The organism is Kribbella italica (assembly GCF_014205135.1).
Taxonomy (GTDB): Bacteria; Actinomycetota; Actinomycetes; order Propionibacteriales; family Kribbellaceae; genus Kribbella; species Kribbella italica.
The window spans coordinates 6,483,033-6,509,232 of the sequence record NZ_JACHMY010000001.1 but is presented as its reverse complement, the minus strand read 5'-3'; the positions used below and the strand labels follow the sequence as shown (position 1 = coordinate 6,509,232).

Sequence of the window (26,200 nt, the reverse complement as noted above, 5' to 3'; positions counted from 1 at the left end):
TCGGAAAGGACCGCCCATGGTGATCAACAGCGAGTTCCCGCCGGTGGAAGTGCTCGACGTCCCGATCCACGACGCCGTGCTCGGCCGCGCCCAGGAGTACGGCGAGCGGCCGGCCCTCGTGGACGGGGTCAGCGGCAAGGAGATCAGCTACGCGCAGCTGGACGCGATGAGCCGCCGGGTCGCGGCCGGATTCGCCGAGCTCGGCATCGTCAAGGGTGACGTGATCGCGCTGCACAGCCCGAACACGATCCTCTACCCGGTCGCCTTCTACGGCGCGACGCGGGCCGGGGCGACGGTGACCACCGTCAACGCGCTCTACACCGCCGCCGAGCTGCACAAGCAGCTGGTCGACTCGAAGGCGAAATTGCTGGTGACGATTTCGCTCTTCCTGCCAGTCGCGACGGCCGCTGTGGAGGGCACGGACGTCCGGGAGATCCTCGTCTGCGACCAGGCCGAGGGATACCGGTCGGTGATGGAACTGGTCGCGTCGACCGGGCCCGAACCGGCCGTCGCCTTCGATCCCGCGGAAGATGTCGCCGTCCTGCCGTACTCCAGCGGTACGACGGGCGCTGCCAAGGGCGTGATGCTGACCCACCGCAACATCGCGACCAACATCGCGCAGGCGCAGGCGACCTTCACGATGGGAGAGGACGAGCGGATCATCGCGATCCTGCCGTTCTTCCACATCTACGGGCTGAGCGTGCTGATGAACCTGCCGCTGCGGGCCGGCGCGACCGTGGTGGTGCTGCCGAAGTTCGACCTGGACCAGTTCCTCACCACGCTGGACCGGCAGAAGATCACCCGCGCGTTCGTCGCGCCGCCGATCGTGCTCGCGCTGGCCAAGCACCCGGCCGTGGACGGGGTCGACCTGTCCGCGCTGAAGTACGTGACGTCGGCCGCGGCGCCGCTCGACGGTGAGCTGGCCGAGGCCTGCGCGAAGCGGCTCGGGCTGCACGCCGTACTGCAGGCGTACGGGATGACCGAGCTGTCGCCGGGCACGCACGCCGTACCGCAGGACGCTGTCGATCCGCCGGCCGGTGCCGTGGGCAAGCTGTTCCCGTCGACGGAGATGCGACTGGTCGGTGCCGATGGCAACGATGTGGGCGACGAGGAGACCGGCGAGATCTGGATCCGCGGGCCGCAGGTGATGAAGGGGTACCTCGGGCGTCAGGCCGAGACCGACGCGACGATCGACCCGGACGGCTGGTTGCACACCGGCGACATCGGGCGGGTCGACGAGCGCGGGTACCTGTACGTCGTCGACCGGGTCAAGGAGCTGATCAAGTACCACGGGTACCAGGTGCCGCCGGCCGAGCTGGAGGCGATCCTGCTGACCGACGACCGGATCGCGGACGCGGCGGTGATCGGCGTACAGGCCGACGGCAACGAGGTCCCGAAGGCGTTCGTCGTCCCGACGCCGGGCAGCGGGCTGACCGAGCAGGACGTGATCGACTACGTGGCCGAGCGGGTGGCGCCGTACAAGAAGGTGCGGCAGGTGGAGTTCATCGAGGCGGTGCCGAAGGCGGCCTCGGGCAAGATCCTGCGCCGCGAGCTGAGAGCGAGGGAGGCCGCGAGTGGCTGACCCGCTGCGCGCGCCGCAGCAGGACCGCAGCCGGGCGACTCGGCAGAAGCTGCTGGAGGCTTCGGTCGAGTCGCTGGCCCAGGTCGGCTACGCCGCGACGACGGTCGCCGTCGTCGCGGCACGCGCCGGGGTCTCGCGGGGTGCGGCGCAGCACCACTTCCCAACCCGCGCGGACCTCTTCGAGGCCGCGGTCGAGTACATGACCGAGGTCCGGCTCGCGGAGATCCGCACCCAGGCCGCTGCCCTCCCGGTCGGCGCCGGCCGCACCGAGGCCATCGTGTCGATGCTGGCCGACGTCTACACCGGCCCCCTCTTCCGCGCCGCCCTGCACCTGTGGGTCGCGGCCTCAACGGAGGAGCCCCTACGCCGCCAGATCGTCCGCCTGGAAGCCCACGTCGGCCGGCAAGCCCACCGAGCGCTGCTGGAGGTCCTCGAGGTCAGCGAGAAGACCCCCGGCGTACGGGAGACGGTCCAGGGCGTGCTCGACATGGCGCGTGGGCTGGGGCTGGCCGACCTGCTCACCGACGACGGCAAACGCCGCCGAGGGATCGTCCGCCAGTGGTCGAAGATCCTGGACCAGGCGCTCGCGAGCTGACCCTCACGGTGGTCGACCTCGACGGCGTGAACGGCAGAGTCCTTCGGTGAAGGTCCGCCGGCACTTCGGTCAGTCGAGACCTTCGACGATGCGGAAGTCGCGCTCGACGCCGTCCGACAGGGCGGCCAGCGCCTCCTGGTAGGCCGGGCTGTCGTGCGCCGCGACGGCCTGCTCGAAGCTGTCGAACTCGACCACGACGGTGCGTTCGGCGATTCCGGCGTCGTGCGCGACGACCCGACCGCCACGGACGATGGTCCGCCCGTCGAAGGCCTGAACAGCCGGCGCGGCCAGCTGGTTGTAGGCAGCCAGTTTCTCGGGGTCTGAAATGGTGCGGTAGGCGCTGACCCAGTAGCCCTTGGGCATGAGGAAACCTCCAGTGGTGGGACGAGTGCGGGTGACGTACGGGGTGGTCGGACGAGCGTCGGTGGTGGGTCTGGGGTCACGCGGTCGCGGGTTTGCCGATGGCCACCATGCGCTGGACCGAACGCCTGGCCCGCTCGGTGATCTCGCTCGGCAGCTGGATCTCGTCGCGGCCCTCGCGCAGGCAGCGGACCAGCAGCTCCGGGGTGATCATCTTCATGAACCGGCACGACGCCTTCGGGTTCACCGGGACGAAGTTCGTGTGCTGGTTCACCTTGCGCAGCTGGTGCAGCATGCCGATCTCCGTGGCGACGAGAGCCGTCTCGGCCTTCATGCCCCGGGCGCTCTCCAGCATCCCGGCCGTGGAGAGGATGTGGGTCCGCTCGGCCGGCAGGTCGCCCCGCCCGGCCAGCCAGATCGTCGACGACGCACAGCCGCACTCGGGGTGAACGAGCACCTCGGCCGCGGGATTGGCCGCGACCTGGGCGCGGAGGTCGACCGGGCTGATCCCGGCGTGGACATGGCACTCACCCATCCACACCTCGATGTTGTCCCGGCCCGTCTGCCGCCGGACGTGCTCCCCGAGGAACTGGTCGGGCAGGAACAGCACCGGCTGATCGCGGGGGATCGAGTTGACGACCTCCACGGCGTTGGACGAGGTGCAGCAGACGTCGGCCTCCGCCTTCACCGCCGCACTGGTGTTGACGTAGGCAACGACCGCGGCGCCCGGGTGCTGGGCCTTCCAGGCCCGCAACTGGTCCGCGTCGATGGTGTCCGCCAGGGAACAGCCTGCCTGGGCGGTGGGGATCAGCACGGTCTTCTCGGGGCTGAGCAGCTTGGCGGTCTCGGCCATGAAGTGCACGCCGCAGAAGACGATCGTGCCGGCGTCGGTCCCGGCCGCGATCCGGGACAGTGCGAGCGAGTCGCCGACGTGGTCGGCGACGTCCTGGATCGCCGGTTCCTGGTAGTTGTGGGCGAGGATCACGGCGTCTCGCTCCCGGGCGAGGCGGCGTACCTCGTCCTGCCACTGGGTCGAACGGGTCTCGGTCACAGTCACGGCGGTGCCCTTCGGGAGGTTTTCGCTTGACAGGCGATAACTAGGCCCACGTTAGCATCGTCGACGTGCCGGCAGCCAAGGAAGGTGATCGGGTTAACTTCCCGAGTTATCCCCACGAAGTACTCGCGGTGGTCCTCTCCGTCCGCGACGGCAGGTTGTGCGTCCTGCTGTGGAAGCGCGCCCGGAGTCCGCACCGGGACCGATGGGCCCTTCCCGGCGGCGGCGTCGAGTCCACCGAGAGGTTCCGGGACGCCATCACCGGGCACCTCGCCGCGAAGGTCGACGTCCGCGACGTCGCGCACCTGGAGCAGCTGGCCACCCACAGCCGGGTCGACCGTGATCCCCGGACCCGGGTGGTGGCCACGGGCTATCTCGGCCTGGTTCCGTCCGACGTCCAGCCGGACCTTCCGTCCGACACGGCGTGGCATCCGGTCGAGGATCTGCCGCGGACCGCGTTCGACCACCACTACTTCATCGACGCCGCGACCGGGCGGCTGCGCGCGAAGCTCTCGTACACGAACATCGGGTTCGCGCTGGCTCCGCTCGAGTTCACCATCGCGGAACTGCGGGACCTGTTCGGTGCGGCCCTGGGCTACCAGCCCGGCGCCACCAACCTCACCCGCGTCCTGACGCGCCGGCACGTGATCGACCCGACCGATCGGCGAGCCAGCTCCGGCCAGTCCGGTGGACGCCCGGCCACCGTCTACAAGTTCGTGACCCGCGAGCTCACCGTCACCGACCCGTTCGCGGTCCTCCGGCCGCCCCGATGATCGGCTTGGCGCTAGCGGGTTGAGCGCTGCCTGCGGCTTGTCGTGCGTTGGTCGACCTTGGCGGCGAGGAGGTCCGGTTGGCATTCGGCGAGGTGGTCGCGGACCAGGAGGTGGATGAAGGCGTACTCGCCGCGGCCGGTCCGGGTGAGGACGTAGCGGTCGGCGGCGTACTGGAGGAAGGCTCGACGGCGCCAGGGGAGGTAGCCGGTCCAGCGGAGGAGTAGGCCGTGCATGAGGCGGGACATGGGGCCGGCGAAGAGGGCGGGGCGGCGGCGCCAGGCTTTGGCGGCTACTACGCCGGTGACGATGCCCAGGATCGCTTCGACTTGGGTCCAGCCGGGGTCGGCTCCTAGAGCCAGGGCGACTGTGACGGCTGCGGCCAGGCCTGCGACAACCCAGAGGTCCATCAGGTCTCGGGCGTCGTCGTACTGGCGGACCTGGTGGTCCATGGGGAGAGCCTTCACGACTCTGATGCCTTGGGCAACGATTAGGCCGACGGTGGCCGAGGCCAGGAAAGCGTCTTGGTGGTCCAGCTGGGTCAGGGCGAGTGTGGTGCCGGTGGTGACTACTGCCAGGCGGATGAGGAGGAGCAGGCGCCGGCGGGGGCCGTCGGAGACGATCAGCTCGAAGGCGTACGACGCGGCTACGGCGGTGGCGAGGAGGAGCAGGGCCAGCCATCTGGGGAGGGCTGCGAAGACCGAGGCGCCTGCTAGGGATGAGGCGAAGCCTGCGACTGCGCCGACGGCGGTCATGGCTGCTGCGACCAGGGCGCTGGGCTGGCCTGGGCTCTTGCGGAGCGGTTGCCACGGGCGGGGGCGGATGTGGACCAGCAGCAGGCTGGTGGCGCCGACGGCTACGCCCGCCAGTACGCCGTACAGGGCGGTGATGGCGAGTGCTGCTCCGCCGACCAGGCCGGCGAAGAGGGCGGGCAGACAGACCCGGTGGACCAGGTAGCCGATGGATGGGAGCGACAGGCCGTACCAGCCGTTGGGGGTTAGCCAGCGCGGGACGGCCGTGCGGTCGCCGGCTCGGGTGCGGGTCCACCAGGCCAGGCACCACAGGGATCGGAGGGCTGTGCGTGAGTCGTACTGGCGACTGGCCGGGCGGGCGCGGGACAGGACTTCGGAGATGAAGGTGTCGAACAGGGCGCGGCGGTGGTCGGCGACTGCGCCTGCGGCGACCTCCTCGGCGTCGCGGCCCTGGTAGGCGAGCGCCATCACGTTCAGCATCAGCGGCGAGGTGATCAGGTCCCAGAGGTCGTCGTCCTGCTCCATCGCGGCCCGGGCGCCCGCCAGCTCAGCGCCGACGGAGGTGAAGTAGTCGAGGACCTGGCGGCGGGTCAGCGGGCGGATGCGCACTGCGCCGTACAGCTTGAGGGGCTGCGGGAGGCGGGCGTAGTCGGCGATGCGGCAGGTGACGGCGAGCTGGCCGACCAGGTAGCGCTGCTGGAGCTCCTCCAGGGCAGGGGCGAGTTTGACTCGGTGCTGCAGGGCTATCTCGTCCACACCATCCAGCAGGAGAGCTAGCCGGCCACGGCGGAGCCAGACCCGGCCGACGGCGGCGGGGATCTGGTAGCGGCTGTTGAGGTCGCGCAGCAGCCAGCGGACGAAGCCGGCCAGCAGCGGGCTGTCGCCGGGGTCGTCGTCCTCGCGCCGGGTGGTGATCGGGCCGGTCCAGCCGGAGAGGTCGACGAGGACCGGGATCGGTTGGTCCGGGTCCTGGTGAGCCTTGGCCGCGAGCGTGCGAGCCAGGTCGAGCAGGAGGGTGGTCTTGCCCGCTCCGGGAGCGCCGAGGATGAGGACCGAGTCCTGCAGGTCGTCGAAGGCCTTCGCGATGTCGGCGTTCTCGCGGATCTCCGGTTCGGTGCCGTGCAGCGGCTGGACCAGCAGGTCGTACGGGCGGACGACGGCTTCCGGGCTCTCGTCGAGGTCGAGCGCGAGGCGGGTGTACTGCGCGAGCGAGCCGGCGACGCGCTCGGAGAGGTAGCGGTCGACGCGGGCCAGGGCGTTCGGGCGGTTGCGGGGCTGGTCGGCGGAACGGATCGAGAGCGTGCCGGTCCGGCGGCTGCGGAGCTCCCAGACGCCGGTGACGATCGCGATCAGCCAGAGCACGCCGATCACGGGCCACGTCCAGCCGACGTACGGCGTGAGGAAGGCGGGCGCGGTGCCGCCGGTGCCGACGTTGATCGCGATCGGCAGCAGTACGAGCGTGAGGGACAGGGTGAGCACGACGAGGACGACCCTCAGCACTGCGCGCATCCTCACCCACGGAGAGTATCGGCAGCTGGATTCCCGAGGGAATGGTTGTTCGTTCAGTTAGATTGTTCTCCGATATGACTACCGAGCAGACCGACCGCGCCGCCGTTGGACTGCGGTCCGAACGCGGACCGATTCTCCTGTCCGTGATGCTCAGCGTCGGACTGGTCGCCATCGACGCGACGATCCTCGCGACCGCCGTACCGGCCGTGGTCGAGGACCTCGGCGGCTTCACCCAGTTCCCTTGGCTCTTCAGCATCTACCTGTTGGCCCAGGCGATCTCGGTCCCGATCTACGGCAAGCTCGCCGACCTGCGCGGGCGCAAACCGATCATGCTGCTCGGCGTCGGGCTGTTCGTGCTCGGGTCGATCCTGTGCGGCTTCGCCTGGAGCATGCCGGCGCTGATCGCCTTCCGGCTGATCCAGGGCCTCGGCGCGGGCGCGATCCAGCCGATCGGGATGACGATCATCGGCGACATCTACTCGGTCGCCGAGCGAGCCCGCGTGCAGGGCTACATCGCGAGCGTCTGGGGCATCTCGTCGTTCGTCGGGCCGGCCCTCGGTGGTGTGTTCGCCGACTACATCTCGTGGCGCTGGATCTTCTTCGTGAACATCCCGCTCGGCCTGGCCGCGGCCTGGGTGCTGGTCCGGCGCTTCCACGAGAACGTCGTCCGCGGAACCACCAAGCCGCAGATCGACTACTGGGGCACGATCCTGCTCGCGGTCGGCGGTTCGCTGCTGCTGCTCGGGCTGCTCGAGGGCGGCGTGATGTGGTCGTGGGACTCGGTCGCGAGCATCGTGATCCTGTCCGTTTCGGTGGTGCTGCTCGTCGCGTTCGTTCTGGTCGAGCGGAAGGCGCCGGAGCCGGTGCTGCCGTTGTGGGTGCTCGGGCACCGGGTGCTGAACTCGGCGAACTCATCGGCGCTGCTGATCGGCGTACTGATGGTCGGGCTGTCGACGTACGTGCCGCTGTACGCGCAGGGCGTGTTGGGGACGAGTGCGCTGGTCGCCGGGTTCGCGCTGGCGGCGATGACGCTCGGGTGGCCGATCGCGGCGTCGCTGGCCGGGCGGATCTATCTGCGGGTCGGGTTCCGGACGACGATGCTGCTCGGGGCGGTGATCGTGGTGATCGGGTCCGGACTGCTGCTCACGGTGTCGTCGGACAGCTCGGTGCTCTACCTCGCGCTGGCCTGCTTCGTGATCGGGCTCGGGCTCGGGTTCTCCGCGTCGCCCGGGGTGGTCGCGGCGCAGTCCTCGGTGGACTGGCGCAGTCGCGGGGTGGTGACGGGCGCCAACATGTTCGCCCGGTCGGTCGGGAGCGCGGTCGGGGTCGCGGTCTTCGGAGCGGTGGCGAACGGTGTGGTCGCCTCCCGGCTGGGTGACTCGCACGAGGATCTGGAGCACCTGTCGGGCGACGTACTGGCCCCGGCGATCCACGACGTGTACTACGGCGCTGCCCTGGCCGCGGTGCTGCTGGTCGTCGCGGTGGTCTTCATGCCGAACCGCGTCGAGGAGCAGCCGCGCGACACGCCCTAGGGCAGCAGGGCGACGAGGGCGACCTGGTCCGGACGCATTCGACGAGTCTGCCGGTTGGCGCGGGTCACCTCTAGATTGGGGGCATGCGTGAGGTCGACTGTGTGGGGGCTTTGATCCGGGATTCGTCGCAGCGGGTGTATGTGCATCGGCGGACGGCGTCGCGGCGGTTGTTCCCGGGGATCTGGGATGTCGTGGGCGGGCATGTCGAGGCCGGGGAGACGCCGGAGGAGGCGCTGGCGCGGGAGGTCTTCGAGGAGACCGGGTGGACCGTGCGCGACGTGCTCGCGGTGGTCGCGGACTGGGAGTGGACGTACGAGGGGCGGGTACGGCGGGAGCTCGACTACCTGGTGACCGTCGACGGGGATCTGTCGAATCCGCGGTTGGAGGAGGGAAAGCACGACGCGGGCGCCTGGGTCGGGGCCGACGACGTCGAGTTGCTGATGGTCGGGCGGACCGACGGAGATCGGCGGTTGCTGGAGATCGTGGCGCACGCCGTACGGATCCGGCTGACCGACCGGCTGCGGCTGGTGCCGATCGGTGGGCCGGTGGAGGTCCTGGGCGGACATGGGCCGGACCTGGAGAGGCTGCACGCGGATCCGTGGGTTGCCGAGTGGTACGCCGAGACGCTGTCGGCCGAGGCGGCGGTCGAGCGGGCTGCGGCGGTGCACGCCGCGTGGGAGCGCGACGGGGTGAACAAGTGGATGGCGTACGAGCGAGCGGGCGCGGAGTTGGCCGAGGGCGGGGCGCTGGTCGGGCGCGGGACGCCGGCTGAGGGCGGGGCGCCGGTCGGCCGCGGGGCGCTGGTCGGGCGGGGTGGATTGTCGCGGCTGGCGGCGGACTCGGTGGTGACCGAGCAGATCGCCGCGCTGGTCGGGCTGGAGTGGGCTGCTGATCGGCTCGAGCTGGGGTGGGCGCTGGTGGAGTCCGCGCGCGGACGCGGATATGCGACGGAGATCGGGGCGGCAGGGCTGGAGTTCGCGTTCGGCACGCTGGGCGCTCAGGCGGTGATCGCGTTCACCGAGCAGCACAACCGGGCGTCGCGAGCGGTGATGGAACGGATGGGGATGCAGTACGCCGGCGAGATCGTCGCGGAGGGCCTGGTCGAAGGGGTGGACAGTGTCCGACCGGACGCGCCGTTCGCGGTCCACCTGACGGCCCGGGCGGACCAGAAGCGGACCTGAATCGCTCTGACCTGCGGGTTTGCCGATTCAGAGAGCGGACACGAAGCGGGTCAGCAGGTCCGCGAAGGTCTGCTGCTCGGCCGCGGACCAGGTCTGCATGGCACCGGTGAAGCGGGCGCGGCGATGGGTGTGGACCTCGGTCAAGCGGTCCCGGCCGGCGTCGGTCAGGACCAGGACCGTACGGCGGCCGTCGTGCTGGTCGGCGTCGCGCCGTACGAGCCCTGCGGTGACTGCGGCGGCGACGAGTTTGCTCGCTCGGGGCTGGTCGACGCCGAGGGCATCGGCGACGCCGTTCACGCCGAGCGGCCCAGCCGCTTCGAGCGCGTCGAGGACCTGCTGACTCGCGTCGCCCCCGGTCTCAGCGGCGAACACGCGGCGGGTCTGGCGGCGGCGTACGGCGATCATCGCGGCCTCGACCTCGGCGACCGGATCGGCGCTGGGCATACGAGTCCTCCAGGTATATGCTCATTGACATGTATATGTCAGAGGACAACAAGCCTATCGGGTGGTGGCTGAAGGAGCTGGACCGGCGGATCGAGGCGTCGTTCGAGCGGTTGCTGGCCGGGGACGGGCTCGGCCGGCGGCAGTGGCAGGCGCTGAACGCGGCGGCGGGCGACGAGCCGATCGCTGTCGCGCTGGCGCCGTTCCTCGCCGGCGACTCGGAGCTCCGGGCGGCGACCGAGCCGCTGGAGGCGCGCGGCTGGCTCGTCGGAGAAGAGTTGACCGCCGAAGGACAGGCGGCGCTGGAGCGGTTGACCGCGCTGGTGGTCACGCAGCGGCAGCGGCTCTCGGCCGGGATCGACGACGGAGAGTACGCCGTAGCGCTCGGCGTACTCCGGAAGATGACGCAAAACAGCTCCGCTGTGTGACCACCCAGGCGCGGTGGTCACACAGCGGAGCGGGCCGCCCGGGGGACGGCTCGCGGTGAGGTTCGCGAGCCGTCTGTGTCCCGCGCCGGAGGTCATCTCTGACAAATCCGCCCGATCTCCGGCGTGGGGCACTGACCCCAGCTCCTGACCCGAGGTGTCGGTCAGGAGTGGTTGGAACGGCTGGGCGGCGGCGACACAGGGAGTTCAACCGCCTGCCCAGCCGGGCTGGTGGGCGGCGCGGTCCGGAGCTGAGGAGTGCTCCGGACCGCACCTGGTTGGCGTCCGGGGACTGAGGAGTGTCCCGGACCTTTCCGTGCACTGCTACCTGGACGTGAGGAGACTCCAGGGCGCAGCCGCTCAGGTCTGAGGAGGACCTGAGCAGGTTCAGATGTCCGTACCGTCCTGGGGCCCGAGGAGGTCGTTGGTGACCCGGAGGCCGGCGAAACGCCTCCGCATCGCCTGCTCGTAGCGTGCCGCCAGCGGTGCTTCGGCGACGTACTGCGCGATCACATGTTCGCCGAACCAGACCCGCACCCGGCGGCGGTGCTGCCTCGACGTCATCTCCGCGACTGTCACTACTCGCTCACCCCGTAACTCTCAGGCCTTGCAACCAGTTGGACTTACTGGTTGTCATGGCAGTAATGGTGCACAACCCGAGCGTGACCGCTCTAGGACCTGAGGCGGACCTTTCCCGGACCTCTTCAGGACCTCTGGCGGACATCTGGGTGACTGCACCTTGTCGTGGGGCATGAGTCGAGACACCGTCTGAACTGACGTGAACGGGAGGAACGATGGCGAGTAGGTATGCGCCAAGAACGGTCCTGGCGCACCTGATCCAGCGCCGGAACCAGACCTACTCCGAGATCGTCGCCGAGTTCGTCGAGCTGGGTGGAACCATCACCGAGCGGCACCTGCGGCGCCTCGCATCGGGCGAGCGCGCAGGGACCACTCCACAGACCCGGCGCACCCTGCAACGCATGTTCGGCAAGCCGGTCGAGGAGCTCCTCGCCCCGTACGCCCCCGAGCAGGCAGCCCAGGTGGTGCCGGCACCTGCCGCGAGTGGGCGGATCACGACAGGGAACGAGATGGAGGTACTCGACATGGCTGCCAGCCGTGCGCGGGCTTTTGCCCTCGCGGCCCAGACCGGTCTCGGGAGCGAGGCCATGGAACAGGTGTACGACGACGTCAGGCACGTCGCGAAGGCTTACCCGCAGCGTCCGCTGCCGGAGATCCTCGGCCAACTGGTAGAGACCCAGGACCTGGTCTTCGCGCTGCTGGAGAGCCGGCAGCGCCCGGAGCACCTGCGGCAGCTGTACTTCCTCGGTGGCGTCACCGGCGGTCTGCTGGCGAAGGCCTCCCACGACCTGGGCAACCCGCACGCCGCCCTGACCCAGGCCCGGACGGCGTTCCTGTGCGCCGACAACGCCGACCACCACGGTCTGCGCGCCTGGGTGCGCGGTCTGCAGTCACTGGTCTCGTACTGGGCCGGCAACCCGCACGACTCGGTCCGGTACGCGCAGCTCGGCGCCGGGTACGCGGAGCAGGCCAACAGCACCACCAGCGTCTGGCTCCCGGTCAGCGAGGCCCGCGCCTGGGCCGCGCTCGGCAACCCCGACGCCACCCGCGCCGCCCTGGAGCGCGCGGAGAACGCGTGGGGCTCGGTCCGCAACGACGAGCTCGACGACATGGGCGGCCTGTGCACCTTCGGGCGCAACCGGCAGCTCTACTACGCCGCCGACGCGCTGGCCTGGCTGCCCGGTGAGATGGAGACCGCCGAGCGGTACTCCAACCAGGCCGTCGACGCCTACACCGACCAGTCGCACCCCGAGTGGGCCTTCGGCGACGCGGCCGGCAGCCACGCCGCGATGGCGATCACCCGGATCGCAAGCGGTGAGCTGGACGGCGCCGCCGACGCGATCGCCCCGGTCCTGGGCCTGCCGGCCGAGCGCCGGATCAACGGCGTGGTGCACTCGGCCCGCCGGGTCCACCAGGCCCTGCGGCAGTCCGGTCGCGCCGACGACGCCCGGGAGCTGCAGGAGGAGATCGAGATGTTCACCCGGACGCCGATCCAGAGCTTCCCGCGGTAGCAGGCGGGATGGATCCGCTCACCGGCGACGGCGTCAGCCTGCGGGACTTCCGATCGGAGGACTTCGACGACTGGTTCGCCGTCGTCGGCGATGATCGGGTGACCGAGTGGATGGCCTTCGCCACCCACACGCCGGAGTCCGGGCGCAAGATGCTCGACGGCATCATCGAACGCTCCGCCCAGGAGAGCCGGCCCGACTACATGCTCGCCGTCACCCGCCTTGACGACGACCGTGTGCTCGGGTTCGTCCGGCTCGCCCCCGGTGTCCACAAGGGCGCCAAGCTCGGCTACGCGATCGGCGCCGACCACTGGGGTCACGGCTACGCCACCGCCGCGTGCCGGCTGATCCTCGACTTCGCCTTCGGCCCGCTCACCCTGCACCGCGTCACGGCCGCGATCGGCCCCGAGAACGCCGCCTCGATCGCCGTCGTCGACCGCCTCGGCTTCAGTTACGAAGGCCACCTCCGCGACCACGTCTTCACCAACGACGCCTGGCGCGACTCTTTGCTCTACTCCCTCCTTGCCGACGAATGGGCGGCACAGCAGGCGCGCTGAGCCCCCGCTTCCGCCGTACCCGGCACCGTTCATCTGGTGCACACGTGCAGGTCATCGGCACCCTTGACAGTGGCTTGTCAGCACAAGGAAGGGTTGCCGGATGCAGCAGCAGGTGCCGGAGTGGGCCGATCTGGCGGTGCCGGAGGAGCGGCTCGATGCGCAGGGGGTTTCCCGGCGGGGGCTGCTGCGGGGAGCCGGGATTCTCAGTGGGGTCGGGCTGCTCGGCGCCGCAGGGGTGACCGAGGCCGCGGCGACGTCGGGCGGGGATCCAGAGCTGGTGTGGCTCGTCGGTGACCACCACGTGCACAGCCGGTACAGCCACGACGCGAAGTACGGGTTCGGGCAGCTGGCGCAGCGGGGCGCGCAGTTCGGGCTGGACTGGATGGCGTTCACCGAGCACAGCAACTTCGGGCACGCGGACAAGGGCGCGGCGGCCGAGCAGGACGAGGTCGTGAAGGCGCGGGCGGAGAACCCGCGGATGCTGATCTTCCAAGGGCTCGAGTGGTACATCCCGGCCGCGGAGCACGGGACCGTGCTGGTCGCGCCGGGGCCGAACGTCGTACCGCTGCTGCAGGCCTTCGAGCGCGAGTACGACGGGAAGCTCACGAACCGCTCGGCAGACACCGCCGAGAACGAGGCGCACGCGGTCAAGGCGCTGCAGTGGCTGGCCGCGCAGAAGCGGAGCGGGTACGTCGACGACGTACTCGTGCTCGCCAACCACCCGCTGCGGCTCGGCATCGACGCTCCGCACGAGCTGCGCGCCTGGCGGGACACCGGCGTACTGATCGGCATGGAGGGCGCGCCCGGGTCGCAGGGCGACGCCGACCCGGCCTGGGTCGCCTATCGCGGCGTCACCAACGCCCAGCGCGGCGAGTACGTGAACGCGCCCGGTACCGGCAGCTACGCCGGCTACCCGGCCGACGCGTACCGCACGTACGGCGGCTTCGACTGGGCCACCGCGACCGTCGGCGGACTGTGGGACTCGCTGCTCGCCGAGGGCCGGCAGTTCTCGATCACCTCCAACAGCGACAACCACCGGACCATCTGGGACACCTGGAAGGACGGCGAGTTCCCGCCCGGCGAGACCTTCGACTCGCTCGGCTGGAAGCCCGCGCCGACCGACACCGGGACACCGCAGGCCGGCAGCGACTTCTGGCCCGGCCAGTTCAGCCGGACCCATGTGGGCGTGACCCGCTACTCGTACCTCGACGTGATGGCCGGACTGCGCGCCGGGCGGGTCTGGGTCGACCACGGCCAGCTGGTCGACGGCCTGGACGTGCGGCTCGCTCCTGCGGGCTCCAAGTACCGGGGCGTCACGCTGGGCGGCCGGCTGAAGGTGGGACGCGGCGAGCGGCTGGAGCTGCGCGTCACTGTCACCAGCGCGACCAGGCCGAACTTCCACGACCTCCTGCCGCGCCTGGCCCACCTGGACGTCATCCGCGGCGTCGTGACCGGCCCGGTGAGCAACCGGGACAGCTGGAAGGCACCTGACACCAGAGTGGTCGAGCAGCTCGACGTACGGCGGAAGTCGGGCACGTACACGCTGCGCATCCCGCTGGGCCGGGCCGAGCGCAACCACTACCTCCGGCTGCGCGGCAGCGACGGCCGCCGCAACGGCCCGGGCTACCTGGGCCGCGCGATCGACCCGGCTGGGCCGATCCAGCACCCGGTCAACAACGGCGACCCGTGGCTGGACACCTGGCTCTACACCAACCCGATCTTCGTCGACGTGGGCCGATGATCGAAGGCTTGGAGTGGTGGGGAGACTGGGGGTATGACCGCCACGCTGCCGACCACACTACTCGATCCGGTGAGGGACGGCCTGGCCCGGATGATCATGACGAAGGTGGCCGGCCCGGATCCGCGCGCCGAGCGGAACCGGGTGCACAACACCCCTGGGCCTAGGTGGTTCGCGCCGGACCGGCCGATCCGGCGGGTGCACGGCGACGCGTCGATGTTCGCCGGCGGGCTGCGAGCGCTGCTGCTGCAGTCGCTGCACCCCTCGGCGATGGCTGCCGTGTCGGCGCACTCCGGCTACCGCGGCGACCCGTGGGGGCGGCTGCAGCGGACCAGCTTCTTCCTGGCCATCACCACGTACGGCGCTGAGTCCGACGCGGAGGCGGCCATCGCCAAGGTGAAGTCGGTGCACGAGCGCGTCCGTGGGACGAGTCCGGACGGTACGCCGTACCGGGCCGGCGATCCGCACCTGCTCAAGTGGGTGCACTTAGCCGAGATCGACAGCTTCCTGACCGCCCACCAGCGGTACGGCGCGGCACCACTCGACGCGGCCGAGCAGGACGGGTACGTCGAGGACACCGCTCGGGTCGCCCGGGCACTGGGCGTGGTGGACCCGCCGACAACGCTGCTGGAGCTCCGGCAGATGCTGGACGCGTACCGGCCCGAGCTGCGCGGCACGACCGAGGCGCGGCAGGCTGCGCGGTTCATCCTGATCCACCCGCCGGTGCCGCTGGCCGCGCGTCCGGCGTACGGCGTACTGACGGCTGCCGCGGTCGGCCTGCTGCCGCGGTGGTCGCGGTGGCCGCTGCGCCTGCCGTACCTGCCGCTGGCGGAGGGGACTGTCGTGAGGGCCGCCGGAGACGGGCTGACGCGGACGATCCGCTGGGCGCTGACCTCGCCGATCCTGGGGAATGTCGACATCTCCACCCCCTGAATGCGCTTTCCTGCGCGGTCGCCCGCAGGGAGCGCGCAGGAAAGGCCTCCGCGCCGGTAGTTTGCTCCCATGTCACCTCGCCCGAACCGACCGCTGCCGCTGGCGACGCCGGCCGGGATCGAGGTACTCACCAAGATCCTCACCCAGGGTCCGATCCCGCGGGTCGAGATCGCCCGCCGGACCGGGCTGTCCCAGGCGGCGGTCACCAAGGCGGTCGCGCCGCTGATCGAGGCCGGGTTCGTCACCGACCAGCCGGTCGCGGCCGACCCGGACGCGCACATCGAGAGCCAGCTCGGGATCGGCCGGCCGGTCAGTCCGCTGACGGTCGTCGCGGACAGCGTCTCGGTGATCGGGCTGAAGGTGACGCCGACCGACCTGATCGGCGTGACCACGGACTTCACGGCGGGGATTCGCGCCGTGCGGCACTGCCGGCTGCCGGACACGGCGGCGGAGACGGTGACCGCGAAGCTGATCGAGCTGGCGCGGCAGCTGATCGAGGAGATCGAGGACCCGGCGAGCCTGGCCGGGCCGCTGGTCGGGATCGGCGTGGCGGTGTCCGGGGATGTGGACGCGGTGCACGGCGTCGTGCGGGACTCGCCGTTCATGGGGTGGCGGGACGTGCCGCTGGCGGCGTCGCTGACCGACTCGCTCGACGTACCGGTGGTGGTGACGAACGACGTCCGCGCGCTGACCGTGGCGGAGCACTGGTTCGGGGTCGGGGTGAACGCCGACTCGTTCGCGGTGGTGACGATCGGGTCGGGAGTCGGGTGCGGGCTCTACATCAACGGCGAGGTGGTGTCGGGGGCGCACGGGGTTTCCGGTGAGCTCGGGCACTTGCCGTTGGCGCCGGGTGAGCTGGTCTGCACGTGTGGGCGGCGCGGCTGCGTGGAGACCGTGGCCTCGTCCGACGCGATTCTGGCGCGGGCGCGGGAGACGACCGGGAAGCCGACGCTGGATCTGTCCGGCGCGATCGAGCTGGCGCACGCGGGGAACGACGACGCGCGGGAGGCGTTCGACCGGGCCGGCGAGGTGATCGGCTCGGCGCTGGCCGCCATGGTGAACCTGGTCGGGCCGGAACTGGTGGTGATCGCGGGCGAGGGCGTCGCGGACTACGACCTGTACGAACAGCGCATGCGTGAAGCGTTCGCGGCGCACGCCTTCGGAGCGGCTGGCGACTGCCGCCTGATGCTCAGGTCCCACACCTTCGACGACTGGGCGCGCGGTGCTGCGGCCACAGTCATCCGTTCTTACGTCCGTGGTGAACCGCCTCTGCGACGCTGAGGCGGTCCACCACGTCGTTGCTAACTGCGGGCCGCGGCGAGGATCTTGCGCCAGACCTTCTTGTAGGACTCCAGGCCGTCTTCGGCCAGAGGACCCGTGGGGCCGGCGGTGATGGAGACCCGCTCGGGGATGGAGCCCCAGACCGGGATGTTCTCCTCGGCGTACTGCTGCATGGTCTCCTGGTAGGCGCGGGTGTAGGTGCGCGCCGAGCAGATCACCAGGCCGACCGGCGTGCCCTCGGGGACCAGCTCGAGCACGGCCTTCACGCGGGGGGTCTCGACGCCGCCGACGCGGGTCGGGATGACCACGATCCGGGCCCGTTCGAGCGCCTTGTTCAGCAGGCGTTCGTGCGACGGTGGCATGTCGACGACGCCGATGCCCTCCGGTGGCACCTTGTCCAGCGCCTTGGTCAGCAACCGCTCCGTCGGCGCCTCGGCGATCTCGATCCGGGCCAGGTGGTCGTCGTCCGACGTCTCGATCCAGTCCGCGGCGGAGCCTTGCGGATCGGCGTCGACGAGGGTGGCGGTCCGGCGGTTCGACGATGCCAGCGCGGCGAGGTACACCGACGTGGTTGTCTTGCCGACCCCGCCCTTCAGTGCAGCTGTCACGATGATCATGAATCCGAACTTACCCGGTTCTGTCCGATTTCCGGCGTGTCGTCGGCGTTGCCGAAACGCGTCGTGATAGTTGCCGACGGCGTCGACAGTACGTCGGCCGGACGCCGGACGCCCGCTCAGGCCGCCGGTTTGCGGATCGTCTCGATCACGCTGCCGAGGCCGTCCCGGCCGTACCCGCCCGCGTCGGTCCGGGCGAACACCTCGGCCAGCGCGGCCGGCAGCGTGGTGTCCAGCCCGGCCTGGGTGAAGGCGTCCACGATGTGCTGGGTGCCCACCGCCATCATGTGGAGGTTGTTCTCGCCACCGGGGTAGCTGCCGTCGTCGATCTCGCCGGTGAGGATCTTCAGGAAGCCCATCGGGCCGTCCTCGGCGATGTCGACCAGCATCGTCGCGATGGCCGGCCGAAGCTTCTCGGCGCTGACGCCGGCCGAACCGACCAGCGCGGCCGAGTACATGTAGCTGGTCAGCGTCGTCAGGAAGAGGTTCAGCATGGTCTGGTAGTAGAGCATCGACAGACCGGGATCCGACCCGACGTAGTCGACCCGGCCCAGCACTTCCAGCGTGCTCGTGTGAGCCTCGAGGACGTCCTGCGGACCGCTGAAGAACGAGTACGCGCCCGGCTCGCCGATCCCCGGCGGCGGGACCATGATGCCGGCGGTGATCAGGGTCGCGCCCTGCTCGGTCGCCCAGCGGCCCGCCTGGCGAAGCCGGTCGGGGCTGTCGGAGCTCAGGTTCACCAGCACCCGGCCGGTCAGGTCCACACCCCGCAGGGAGTCGTTCATCGCCGCGTAGTCGACCTGGCTGATCACCACCAGGTTGCTCGCGGCCACGGCCTCGGCGGCCGTCGCGACCTCGGTGGCTCCGGCGGCGACGAGGTCGGCGCCGCGGCCCGGCGTACGGTTCCAGACGGTGGTGGGGTGGCCGGCGGCGACGAAGGTGTGGGCCATCTTGGCGCCCATCGCGCCGAGGCCGATGACGGTGACTGCTTCTCGGTTGGTCATGCGGCGATCCTGGCCGGGCCCGCTACGGATTCACTACGGGTGTCGGACCCGCTGGCTACTGTTGCGGCGTGTTCTTCGACGTGCTCGGTCCGCTGGTCGTCCGCACGGACGCGGGCGAGCCGGTCACCGTGCCCGACACGAAGGTCCGCGTCCTGCTGCTCGATCTGCTGGTGCACCGCGGCCACCCGGTCAGCGCGGACCGGCTGCTCGACGACGTCTGGGGCGACCGGCCGCCCCGCAACGCGCTCGGCACTCTCCAGGCGCGCGTCTCCCAACTCCGTACGGCGCTCGAGCGGGCCGAGCCGGGCGGTAGATCCCTCGTCACGCACGGCCCCGTGGGCTACACGCTGCAGGTGCCGACAGAAGTTGTCGACAGCAACAAGTTCGAGGACCTCCTGCGTAGCGCGGCCGAGCAGAGCGAAGCCGGCCGACGGATCGAGCTCCTGCGGCAGGCCCTGGCGCTCTGGCGAGGCACGCCGTACGCCGAGGTCGTGGACCGCGAGTTCGCCCGGGCGGCGCGAGACCGCCTGGAGGAGCAGCGCCTGACCGCTCTCGAGGACCTGCTGGACGGGTCGACCGAGGGCGATCCGCTCGGGAAACTGGCCGAGCTGGTCCGGCTCCATCCCCTCCGGGAACGCCTGCGGGCGATTCAGCTCCGGGCTTTGTACCGGGCCGGCCGGCAGGACGAGGCACTGAAGGCGTACGACGAGCTGCGGCGGGCCCTCGCGGAGGAGCTGGGCGCTGACCCAGGTCCCGAGCTGAGCGCGGTCCACCAGGCGATCCTCCGGCACGACCCGGCGTTGCTCGGAGACCGGCCCGACCACGTCTCGGCCGGTCTCCTCCCTGCCCCGCTGAACGACCTGATCGGTCGGGAGGCGGCCCTCACGGATGCTCAGGTGCAGCTCACCACGGCCCGCCTGGTCACGCTGATCGGCCCGGGCGGAGTCGGCAAGACCCGCCTGGCGCTGGAGACCGCTCGGCAAGAGTCGTCGGCTCAGGTCAGGTGGGTGGAGCTGGCAGCAGTCAGCGGTGACGAGGTGGTGGATGCCGTCGCGGCGGGAGTCGGGCTGCGCGACGACCTGCTGCGTGTGCCCGAGCCGCAGGAGCTCGGCCAGCGGCTGGTCGAGTCTCTGACCACCCGCGAGACCCTGCTCGTGCTGGACAACTGCGAGCACGTCCTGGAGCCGGTGGCCGACCTCGTCGGCCGCCTGCTGGCGGGCGTGCCCGGGCTGCGCGTGCTGGCGACCAGCAGGGAGCCGCTGGGCCTCGGTGGTGAGCACCTGCTCGAGGTGACCCCACTGACTCCGGCTGCGGCCGCTCAGCTGTTCCAGCTGCGGGCTGAAGCGGCAGCAGCCGAGGTGGACGACCCGGAGGCCGTGGCGGCGATCTGCCGGCGGCTGGACGGCATCCCGCTCGCGCTGGAGCTCGCGGCGACCCGCGTGCGCGCGCTCGGCGTACGGGCGCTGGCGCAGCGGCTGGATGACCGGTTCCGGCTGCTGGCGGGCGGGCGCGGCGTACCGGAGCGGCAGCGAACGCTCAGGGCGACCATCGACTGGAGCTGGGACCTTCTCAGCGAGGACGAACGCACCATGCTCCGGCGGCTGGCGGTCCACGCGGAGAGCTTCAGCCTGGAGGCAGCGGCGGAGGTCAGCGAGCTCCCGGACGACCTGCTGGCCAGGCTCGTCGACAGATCGCTGGTGGTCCCTGCCGCCGGCCGCTACCGCCTGCTGGAGAGCGTCGGCGCCTACAGCCTCGAACGCCTCATCGAGTCCGGCGAGGAGCCTCGCCTCCGCCGCCGTCACACCGCGTACTACGTGTCGCTGGCCGAGCAGGCAGAGCCGCACCTGCGGGGTCCCGGCCAGCGCAGGTGGCTGGAGACGCTCGACCACGAGGCAGCCAACGTCCGGGCAGCCCTCCACCACGCTTCGGCGGAGCAGGCGTTGCGCCTGGTCAACGCCATGGCCTGGTACTGGTACCTCCGGGGCCGACTGGGTGAGGGCCGCCGTGCACTGGCCGCGGCCCTCGCCGTACCGGGGCCTGCGTCAGCTGCTCGGGCCGCGGCAACGGTCTGGAGTGTCGGGCTCGCTGCGACGGCAGCGGACAGCGGCAACCTGACCGAAGCCAGTGACCGAGCGCTGGCGCTCTACGAGGTGATCGACGATCCCCACGGGCTCGCCAGGGCGGAGTGGTTCCTCGTATCGACCCAGTGGGCGTACGGCGACCCGGACGTCCTGATGGCGCGGATCAACCGGTCGATCGACACCTTCACCAGGCTCGACGATCGCTGGGGGGTCGCCGCGGCGCTCAGCACGCGGGCGCAACTCTCGCTCGTCCACGTGGACCTGGACGGCCTGCACCAGGACGGCGTACGGAGTCTGGAGCTGTTCGACCAGCTGGACGACACATGGGGCCGGCTGCAGGCGAACTACTCGCTGATCGTGGCAGCCGAGATCAGTGGCGACTACCCGACCGCCCGGCGCCGCCTGCTGGAGGCGCTGCGCGCGGCCGAGGACCTGGGCAGCTGGACGGAGGTGTCGTTCCGGACCTCCGGGCTCGGCCGCATCGCGCTGCTGTCCGGCGACTACGCGCAGGCCGACGAGCTGCACGAGCGGGCCCGCCGGCTGGCCTTGGAGCAGTCCAACAAGTCCGCCGAGGAGTACGCCGAGGTCGGGCTCGGGCTGAGCGCCCGGTGGCAGGGCCGGCTCGACGACGCCGAGTACCACCTGACCAGACCGCTCGACTGGCTGCGGCAGGTCGACGGAGTCGCGGGGATCGCCTTCATCCTCGCCCAGCTCGGCTTCGTCGCCGAGCAACGCGGCGACTACCTCCGGGCCGAGCAGCTCCAGCTCCAGGCACGGGTCGCCGCCGAGTCCACCGGCGACGAACGCGCCGTCGCGCTGACGCTGGAGGGACTCGCCGGCGCCAAGGCAGCAGCTGCCCTGGCGACCGGCGGTCAGGAGTCCGTCGAGCTCAGCCGCCAGGCCGCCGTACTGCTGGCGGAGGCGGAGGAGCGGCGCCGGGCGGTGGGGGTTCCCCTGCCACCCGGCGAGCAGTTCGACGTACGGCGGATCGGTGCGGCTATTTCCCGAGCCAGGCGTCGACCTTCGAGCGGTTCTCGTTGACCCACTTCTCGGCCGCCGCGTCGGGCGTCATCTTGTCCTCGGCGATGTACTTCGCGACGACGTTCTGGTCGTCGTTGGTCCAGCTGAAGTTCTTCACCAGGTCGTACGCCGGGCTGCCGGAGTCGGCGAACTTCTTCGACACGATCTTGTCCAGGTCGTACGCCGGGTAGTCGCAGGCGACCTTCGCCGGGTCGGCGTCGCAGCCGGTCTTGTACGCCGGGAGGTCGACCTTGACCAGCTTCAGCTCGTTGAAGAACCACTGCGGCTCGTAGAAGTAGCCGATCACCGGCTTCTTGTTCTTCTCCGCGTCCCGGAAGGCCTGGATCAGCGCGGTCTCGCTGCCGGCGTACACGACCTTGTAGTCGAGTCGCAGGTTCTTCACCAGCGCCTCGTCGTTGGTGACGAACGACGGGTCGCCGTCCAGCAGCTGGCCCTTGCCGCCGGACTCCGAGGTCTTGAACAGCGAGGCGAACTTGTTCAGGTTGTTCCAGTCCTTGAGCTCGGGCTTCTCGGCCGCGAGCCACGGCGGCAGGTACCAGCCGATCACGCCCTTGTTGCCCGACGGACCGACGACGACGGCGACCTTCTGCTGCTCGACGTACTTCTTCTTCAGGTCCTCGTGACCCCAGTTCTCCAGCACGGCGTCCACCTCACCGGTGCCGAAGCCCTGCCAGGAGATCTCCTCCTTGAGGTTCTTCTTGGTCACCGTGCAGCCGAGGTCCTTGGTCGCGACGTAGGCCACCACCGCGGCGTTCGCCTCGTAGCCGACCCACGGGTTGACGGCCAGGTTGAAGGTGCCGCACTCCTTGCCGCCGTCGGCCGGCTTCTCGGCCTCGCCGACCTTCGCGCCGCCACAGGCGGTCAGGGCCAGCGCCAGCGCGCTCAGCACTCCGACGGAGCGGAGCTTGTTCGTCACCACAGGTTGTCTCCTCTGACTGTTCCTCTGAACTTCCTCGTACGCCGAGCAGCCGCTTGCGTGATCCGGTCGAGCATCACACCCAGCAGCACGATCGCCAGCCCGGCCGCGAGGCCCTTGCCGTACAGTTCGCTCTGCGCGAAGCCCGCGGCCACGTCGTACCCGAGCGCGCCGGCACCGACCAGGCCGCCGACGACGACCATCGAGAGCACGTAGATCAGGCCCTGGTTCACCGCCAGCGTGATCGCCCGGCGGGCCACCGGCAGCTGGACCTTGCTGATCACCTGCCAGGTGCTGGAGCCGACCGAGTTCGCCGCCTCGACGGTCGCCACCGGGACCGCTCGGATGCCGTCGGCAACGATCTTGGTGGTGACCGGTACGGCGAACACGACAGCGGCCGCGATCGCGGTGAACCGGCTGGTCCCGAACAGCGCCAGGAACGGCACCAGGTACACGAACGGCGGCATCGTCTGCCCCGCGTCGAGGACCGGCCGGACCCAGTTGTCGACCCGCTGGTTGCGCCCGGTCCACACGCCGAGAACGATGCCGACGGCAACCACCACGACGGTGGCCAGCAGTGTCGACGCGAGCGTCACCATCGCGTCGTGCCAGACCCCGGTCCCGACCAGGAGCAGCAGGCAGGCCGTCGCCGGAAGCGCGGCGCGCCATCCGCCGAGCACCATCGCCAGCGCGACCACGGCGGCGGTCACCAGCCACCAGGGCGACTCGGTGAGCAGCGCCTGCAGCGGGTTGAGGACGCCGAACGTGACCGCGTCGCGGACGCCGTACGTGAAGCCGCCGAAGACGTCCTGCACCCAGGCGGTCACGTCGGCCGCCGCGACTGCGATCCGGGAGCCGAGGTTCACGTCGGTCGGGAACTCGGCCGCCCACAGGTAGGTCCGGGAGAACCAGATCGCGACCAGGACGCCGAGGGCGCCCGCGCCGAGCAGGATCTTGCGCCGCAGGCTGGCCACCCGCCAGGGCCGGTCGCCCGCGGCGGTGGTCACGCGGTCGAGCACGATCGCGAGCACGACGATCGCCAGACCGGCGTTGAACGCGACCCCGACGTCGAGCGTCTGCAGCGCCTTCAGCACGGTCTGCCCGAGGCCGGGCGCGTCGATCAGCGCGGCGACGGTGACCATCGACAGCGCGGCCATGATGGTCTGGTTGATCCCGACCACGACCGTGCTGCGCGACATCGGCAGCAGCACCTTGGCCAGCGTCTGGCCGCGGGTCGAGCCGAGCGAGCGGGCCGCCTCGACGCTCTCGGCCGGGACCGATCGGATCGCGTGCGCGGTCAGCCGGACGACGGGCGGCGCGGCGTAGATCAGCGTCGCGATGGTCGCGGCGGCCGGGCCGATCGCGAAGAACAGCGTCAGCGGCGCGAGGTACACGAACGTGGGCAGCGTCTGCATCAGGTCGAGCACCAGCGTCGCGACCTTGAAGAACCGGTCCGAGAGGCCGGCCCAGATGCCCAGCGGGATCCCGGCCAGGAGCGCCAGGACGACGGCCGCGATCGTGAGCGAGAGCGTGTCCATGCTCTCCTGCCACAACCCCTGCAGCCCGATGAAGGTGAGCCCGGCCGCGGTCAGCAGCGCGACCTTCCAGTTGCCGAAGGCCCAGGCCAGGAACGCCGAGAGCGCGACGACGCCGAGCCAGCCGACGACCGGCACCGGCCGCCCGTACGACGGCTGGGCGATCAGGCTCTGCAGCAGGACGACGAGCTGGTCGACGACGACCCGGATCCCGTCCGAGATCGCGTTGCCGCTGCCGACCACGCCGGCCTGTTCGGTCAGCCAGCGGTGGAACGGCGTCGTGTCCTGCCCGCCGAGCGTCAGCGTGTGGACGCCCCGTAGGACGAACCAGAGCGCGAGCCAGACGACGAGCAGGCCGCCGACGAGCACGACCTTGCGGGGTTTGCGGACGATCAGCTCGATCGAGCCGGTGATGGACGCCATCAGGAGCGCGGGGAGGAGGCAGCCGAGCCGGGGGCACCCGGCACGGCGGGGCCCGAGCCGGAGGAGCCCGACGCGAGTGTCGCTGAGCCGGAGGCCCCGCTCGCGCCGTACAGGGTGGTTGCGCCGGACGGAGCCGCGTCCGCGACGACGGCGAGGATCTCCTCGTCGCCGATCACGCCGAGCAACTGGCCCTCGGCGACGACCTTCACCGGGCGGTCCGACTCGAGCACGAGCCGGGTCGCCTCGCGGACCAGGACGTCGGGGCCGAGCTCCGGCCCGTCCAGCTGCTCTCCGTCGCGGGGTGGGCGGACGATCCAGCGCAGGGTCAGGACGTCGGCCCGCGGGATGTCGCGGACGAACTCGCGCACGTAGTCGTCGGCCGGAGCGCCGACCAGCTCGTCGCCGGTGCCGAGCTGGACGGCGGCGCCGTCGCGCATCAGCAGGATCCGGTCACCGAGCTTGAGCGCCTCGGACAGGTCGTGGGTGATGAACACCATCGTCTTGCCGACCTCGCGGTGCAGCCGGACGACCTCGGTCTGCATCTCGCGGCGGATCAGCGGGTCGAGCGCGGAGAACGGCTCGTCGAACAGCAGCACGTCCGGGTCGTTGGCCAGCGCGCGGGCCAGGCCGACCCGCTGCTGCATGCCGCCGGACAGCTGCTCGGGGTACATGTTCTCGTTCCCGGACAGGCCGACCAGGTCGATCACTTCCTGGGCGCGGCGCTTGCGGTCCGGCTTGCTCTCGCCACGGACCTCCAGCCCGTACGAGACGTTGTCGATCACCTTGCGGTGCGGGAGCAGGCCGAAGTGCTGGAACACCATCGAGAACTTGCTCCGGCGCAGCGTCCGCAGCCGCTTCTCGTCGGCCGCGCGCAGGTCCTCACCCTCGAAGATCAGGCGGCCCGCGGTCGGCTCGACCAGGCGGGTCAGGCACCGGACCAGCGTCGACTTGCCGGAACCGGACAGGCCCATCACCACGAACACCTCGCCCGGCGCGACGTCGAAGCTCAGGTCGCGGACGGCCGCCGTACAGCCGGTGCGGTCGTAGAGGGTGGCGCGATTGAGCTCGGCCAGCTCCGGGCGGCGCGGGACGCGGGCGGCTTTCGGGCCGAACACCTTCCACAGCCCCTGGACCGACAGCAGGGCCTCGGACTCCTGCGGGTCGGGGTACTCGAGCTGAGCGGTCACAGTGATTCACCCTCGCATCCCCGGCGGCCGGGTTCGTCGTGAACGGCGACTTTATCGAATGCCCGGTCCGGCGGTGCCGGTCCGGGTGTCTGAGCGGTCAATCACCACCGTCACCTCACCACGGATTTTGCTGTTTACACAGCAAAATCAAACATACGTCCGACCTTGGAAGAGGAGCCGGGAAGCGAGGAAGCCGGCAGGCCCGGAGGCGCCGGGGGTCCGGAGGTGCCGGGGGTCCGGAGGTGCCGGGGTCCGGAGGTGCCGGGGTCCGGAGGCCTGGGGCCGGGAGGCCGGAGGTGCCGGGGGCCTGGGACCTGGGGGCTGGGGGCCTGACGCCCGGAGGCCCGGAGAGGCCGCAGGCCCGGGGACGCCGGACGCCGGGTGCCGGGGGACGCCTGGCGCCGAGTGCCCGGGGACGCCTGGTGCCGGGGGCCCGGAGACGCCTGGTGCCGGGGGCCCGGAGATGCCGGGGGTCCGGAGATGCCGGGGGTCCGGAGATGCCGGGGGTCCGGAGGCCTGGGGCCGGGAGGCCGGAAGCCCGAAGGTGCCGGAGGTGCCAGATGCCCGGAGACCGGGGGGCCGGGGGGTGGAGGGCTGGGGGC

The 26,200-nt window shown here is 70.9% G+C and carries 22 protein-coding genes; 12 read left to right on the top strand and 10 right to left on the bottom strand.

Features of this window, described 5'->3' with window-relative positions; translation table 11 throughout:
* Window positions 1–16 precede the first annotated feature (16 nt).
* Both HDA39_RS30315 and HDA39_RS30310 read left to right on the top strand, forming a co-directional pair.
* A complete protein-coding gene (locus HDA39_RS30315; RefSeq protein ID WP_184800974.1) occupies window positions 17–1,582 on the top strand; it encodes a 4-coumarate--CoA ligase family protein in 1,566 nt (521 codons plus the stop codon).
* Window positions 1,575–2,177 carry a TetR family transcriptional regulator gene (locus tag HDA39_RS30310; protein ID WP_184800972.1) on the top strand — a complete coding sequence of 201 codons (603 nt, stop codon included), beginning with the start codon at window positions 1,575–1,577 and terminating at the stop codon, window positions 2,175–2,177. The genes HDA39_RS30315 and HDA39_RS30310 overlap by 8 nt, the downstream gene beginning before the upstream one ends.
* A gap of 69 nt (window positions 2,178–2,246) precedes the next feature.
* Here the strand turns inward: HDA39_RS30310 and HDA39_RS30305 are convergent, their stop codons facing one another.
* Both HDA39_RS30305 and nadA read right to left on the bottom strand, forming a co-directional pair.
* The gene (locus HDA39_RS30305) at window positions 2,247–2,540 is read right to left on the bottom strand and encodes a DUF1330 domain-containing protein (protein WP_184800970.1); all 294 of its coding nucleotides are present in this window, start codon (window positions 2,538–2,540) and stop codon (window positions 2,247–2,249) included.
* A 76-nt stretch (window positions 2,541–2,616) separates the two neighbouring features.
* Window positions 2,617–3,594 carry a quinolinate synthase NadA gene (gene nadA / locus HDA39_RS30300; RefSeq protein WP_420488752.1) on the bottom strand — a complete coding sequence of 326 codons (978 nt, stop codon included), beginning with the start codon at window positions 3,592–3,594 and terminating at the stop codon, window positions 2,617–2,619.
* A 65-nt stretch (window positions 3,595–3,659) separates the two neighbouring features.
* Here nadA and HDA39_RS30295 point away from each other — a divergent pair, with 65 nt between their 5' ends.
* Window positions 3,660–4,364, top strand: coding sequence for an NUDIX hydrolase (locus HDA39_RS30295; RefSeq protein WP_337925955.1), 705 nt, complete (start codon window positions 3,660–3,662; stop codon window positions 4,362–4,364).
* A gap of 11 nt (window positions 4,365–4,375) precedes the next feature.
* On the opposite strand, the gene HDA39_RS30290 is transcribed toward HDA39_RS30295, so the two are convergent.
* A complete protein-coding gene (locus tag HDA39_RS30290) occupies window positions 4,376–6,622 on the bottom strand; it encodes an NACHT domain-containing protein (RefSeq protein ID WP_202894261.1) in 2,247 nt (748 codons plus the stop codon).
* 74 nt (window positions 6,623–6,696) lie between these two features.
* Between HDA39_RS30290 and HDA39_RS30285 the strand changes: the two genes are divergently transcribed.
* The gene (locus HDA39_RS30285) at window positions 6,697–8,154 is read left to right on the top strand and encodes an MDR family MFS transporter (protein ID WP_184800968.1); all 1,458 of its coding nucleotides are present in this window, start codon (window positions 6,697–6,699) and stop codon (window positions 8,152–8,154) included.
* Between the two features lie 83 nt (window positions 8,155–8,237).
* Window positions 8,238–9,335 carry a GNAT family N-acetyltransferase gene (locus tag HDA39_RS30280; RefSeq protein ID WP_184800966.1) on the top strand — a complete coding sequence of 366 codons (1,098 nt, stop codon included), beginning with the start codon at window positions 8,238–8,240 and terminating at the stop codon, window positions 9,333–9,335.
* A gap of 27 nt (window positions 9,336–9,362) precedes the next feature.
* On the opposite strand, the gene HDA39_RS30275 is transcribed toward HDA39_RS30280, so the two are convergent.
* Window positions 9,363–9,779, bottom strand: coding sequence for a MarR family winged helix-turn-helix transcriptional regulator (locus tag HDA39_RS30275; RefSeq protein WP_184800964.1), 417 nt, complete (start codon window positions 9,777–9,779; stop codon window positions 9,363–9,365).
* 29 nt (window positions 9,780–9,808) lie between these two features.
* Here HDA39_RS30275 and HDA39_RS30270 point away from each other — a divergent pair, with 29 nt between their 5' ends.
* Window positions 9,809–10,204, top strand: coding sequence for a hypothetical protein (locus HDA39_RS30270; protein WP_202893162.1), 396 nt, complete (start codon window positions 9,809–9,811; stop codon window positions 10,202–10,204).
* Between the two features lie 384 nt (window positions 10,205–10,588).
* Here the strand turns inward: HDA39_RS30270 and HDA39_RS30265 are convergent, their stop codons facing one another.
* Window positions 10,589–10,765 carry a hypothetical protein gene (locus HDA39_RS30265; protein ID WP_184800962.1) on the bottom strand — a complete coding sequence of 59 codons (177 nt, stop codon included), beginning with the start codon at window positions 10,763–10,765 and terminating at the stop codon, window positions 10,589–10,591.
* Window positions 10,766–10,995: 230 nt separating this feature from the next.
* Between HDA39_RS30265 and HDA39_RS30260 the strand changes: the two genes are divergently transcribed.
* The 5 genes from HDA39_RS30260 (at window position 10,996) to HDA39_RS30240 (ending at window position 16,797) form a co-directional block, all read left to right on the top strand.
* Window positions 10,996–12,291: an NsdA family TPR-like regulatory protein gene (locus tag HDA39_RS30260; protein ID WP_184800960.1), complete on the top strand. Its 1,296-nt coding sequence runs from the start codon at window positions 10,996–10,998 to the stop codon at window positions 12,289–12,291.
* An 8-nt stretch (window positions 12,292–12,299) separates the two neighbouring features.
* Complete coding sequence (locus tag HDA39_RS30255) at window positions 12,300–12,845, top strand: GNAT family N-acetyltransferase (protein WP_184800958.1); 546 nt, start codon at window positions 12,300–12,302, stop codon at window positions 12,843–12,845.
* 100 nt (window positions 12,846–12,945) lie between these two features.
* Window positions 12,946–14,586 (top strand): PHP domain-containing protein, encoded by a 1,641-nt coding sequence (locus tag HDA39_RS30250; RefSeq protein WP_184800956.1) that lies wholly within the window; start codon window positions 12,946–12,948, stop codon window positions 14,584–14,586.
* A 33-nt stretch (window positions 14,587–14,619) separates the two neighbouring features.
* Window positions 14,620–15,516: an oxygenase MpaB family protein gene (locus HDA39_RS30245; protein ID WP_184800954.1), complete on the top strand. Its 897-nt coding sequence runs from the start codon at window positions 14,620–14,622 to the stop codon at window positions 15,514–15,516.
* A gap of 69 nt (window positions 15,517–15,585) precedes the next feature.
* On the top strand, window positions 15,586–16,797 hold the full coding sequence (locus tag HDA39_RS30240; protein WP_184800952.1) for an ROK family transcriptional regulator: 1,212 nt from the start codon (window positions 15,586–15,588) through the stop codon (window positions 16,795–16,797).
* Window positions 16,798–16,817: 20 nt separating this feature from the next.
* On the opposite strand, the gene HDA39_RS30235 is transcribed toward HDA39_RS30240, so the two are convergent.
* Together HDA39_RS30235 and HDA39_RS30230 are read right to left on the bottom strand one after the other, a co-directional pair.
* Window positions 16,818–17,414, bottom strand: a complete 597-nt coding sequence (locus tag HDA39_RS30235) for a ParA family protein (RefSeq protein ID WP_184800949.1) — start codon at window positions 17,412–17,414, stop codon at window positions 16,818–16,820.
* Window positions 17,415–17,530: 116 nt separating this feature from the next.
* Entirely contained in the window at window positions 17,531–18,415 is an 885-nt protein-coding gene (locus HDA39_RS30230; protein WP_184800947.1) for an NAD(P)-dependent oxidoreductase, read from the bottom strand.
* A 68-nt stretch (window positions 18,416–18,483) separates the two neighbouring features.
* Here HDA39_RS30230 and HDA39_RS30225 point away from each other — a divergent pair, with 68 nt between their 5' ends.
* Window positions 18,484–21,537, top strand: coding sequence for a BTAD domain-containing putative transcriptional regulator (locus HDA39_RS30225; RefSeq protein ID WP_184800945.1), 3,054 nt, complete (start codon window positions 18,484–18,486; stop codon window positions 21,535–21,537).
* Here HDA39_RS30225 and HDA39_RS30220 read toward each other — a convergent pair.
* From HDA39_RS30220 to HDA39_RS30210, 3 genes are read right to left on the bottom strand one after another with little or no spacing between them, the layout of a single operon-like run.
* Window positions 21,494–22,453, bottom strand: coding sequence for an ABC transporter substrate-binding protein (locus tag HDA39_RS30220; RefSeq protein ID WP_337925954.1), 960 nt, complete (start codon window positions 22,451–22,453; stop codon window positions 21,494–21,496). The genes HDA39_RS30225 and HDA39_RS30220 overlap by 44 nt on opposite strands.
* Window positions 22,450–24,411, bottom strand: coding sequence for an ABC transporter permease (locus HDA39_RS30215; RefSeq protein ID WP_184800941.1), 1,962 nt, complete (start codon window positions 24,409–24,411; stop codon window positions 22,450–22,452). The genes HDA39_RS30220 and HDA39_RS30215 overlap by 4 nt, the downstream gene beginning before the upstream one ends.
* Window positions 24,411–25,598 carry a quaternary amine ABC transporter ATP-binding protein gene (locus HDA39_RS30210; RefSeq protein ID WP_337925953.1) on the bottom strand — a complete coding sequence of 396 codons (1,188 nt, stop codon included), beginning with the start codon at window positions 25,596–25,598 and terminating at the stop codon, window positions 24,411–24,413. The genes HDA39_RS30215 and HDA39_RS30210 overlap by 1 nt, the downstream gene beginning before the upstream one ends.
* Window positions 25,599–26,200 lie beyond the last annotated feature (602 nt).

Coding starts and splice junctions, on each gene's coding strand:
- HDA39_RS30315 (WP_184800974.1), top strand. CDS start 17: ATGGTGATCAACAGCGAGTTCCCGCCGGTGGAAGTGCTCGACGTCCCG.
- HDA39_RS30305 (WP_184800970.1), bottom strand. CDS start 2,540: ATGCCCAAGGGCTACTGGGTCAGCGCCTACCGCACCATTTCAGACCCC.
- HDA39_RS30290 (WP_202894261.1), bottom strand. CDS start 6,622: ATGCGCGCAGTGCTGAGGGTCGTCCTCGTCGTGCTCACCCTGTCCCTC.
- HDA39_RS30285 (WP_184800968.1), top strand. CDS start 6,697: ATGACTACCGAGCAGACCGACCGCGCCGCCGTTGGACTGCGGTCCGAA.
- HDA39_RS30280 (WP_184800966.1), top strand. CDS start 8,238: ATGCGTGAGGTCGACTGTGTGGGGGCTTTGATCCGGGATTCGTCGCAG.
- HDA39_RS30275 (WP_184800964.1), bottom strand. CDS start 9,779: ATGCCCAGCGCCGATCCGGTCGCCGAGGTCGAGGCCGCGATGATCGCC.
- HDA39_RS30270 (WP_202893162.1), top strand. CDS start 9,809: ATGTATATGTCAGAGGACAACAAGCCTATCGGGTGGTGGCTGAAGGAG.
- HDA39_RS30265 (WP_184800962.1), bottom strand. CDS start 10,765: ATGACGTCGAGGCAGCACCGCCGCCGGGTGCGGGTCTGGTTCGGCGAA.
- HDA39_RS30260 (WP_184800960.1), top strand. CDS start 10,996: ATGGCGAGTAGGTATGCGCCAAGAACGGTCCTGGCGCACCTGATCCAG.
- HDA39_RS30255 (WP_184800958.1), top strand. CDS start 12,300: ATGGATCCGCTCACCGGCGACGGCGTCAGCCTGCGGGACTTCCGATCG.
- HDA39_RS30250 (WP_184800956.1), top strand. CDS start 12,946: ATGCAGCAGCAGGTGCCGGAGTGGGCCGATCTGGCGGTGCCGGAGGAG.
- HDA39_RS30245 (WP_184800954.1), top strand. CDS start 14,620: ATGACCGCCACGCTGCCGACCACACTACTCGATCCGGTGAGGGACGGC.
- HDA39_RS30240 (WP_184800952.1), top strand. CDS start 15,586: ATGTCACCTCGCCCGAACCGACCGCTGCCGCTGGCGACGCCGGCCGGG.
- HDA39_RS30235 (WP_184800949.1), bottom strand. CDS start 17,414: ATGATCATCGTGACAGCTGCACTGAAGGGCGGGGTCGGCAAGACAACC.
- HDA39_RS30230 (WP_184800947.1), bottom strand. CDS start 18,415: ATGACCAACCGAGAAGCAGTCACCGTCATCGGCCTCGGCGCGATGGGC.
- HDA39_RS30215 (WP_184800941.1), bottom strand. CDS start 24,411: ATGGCGTCCATCACCGGCTCGATCGAGCTGATCGTCCGCAAACCCCGC.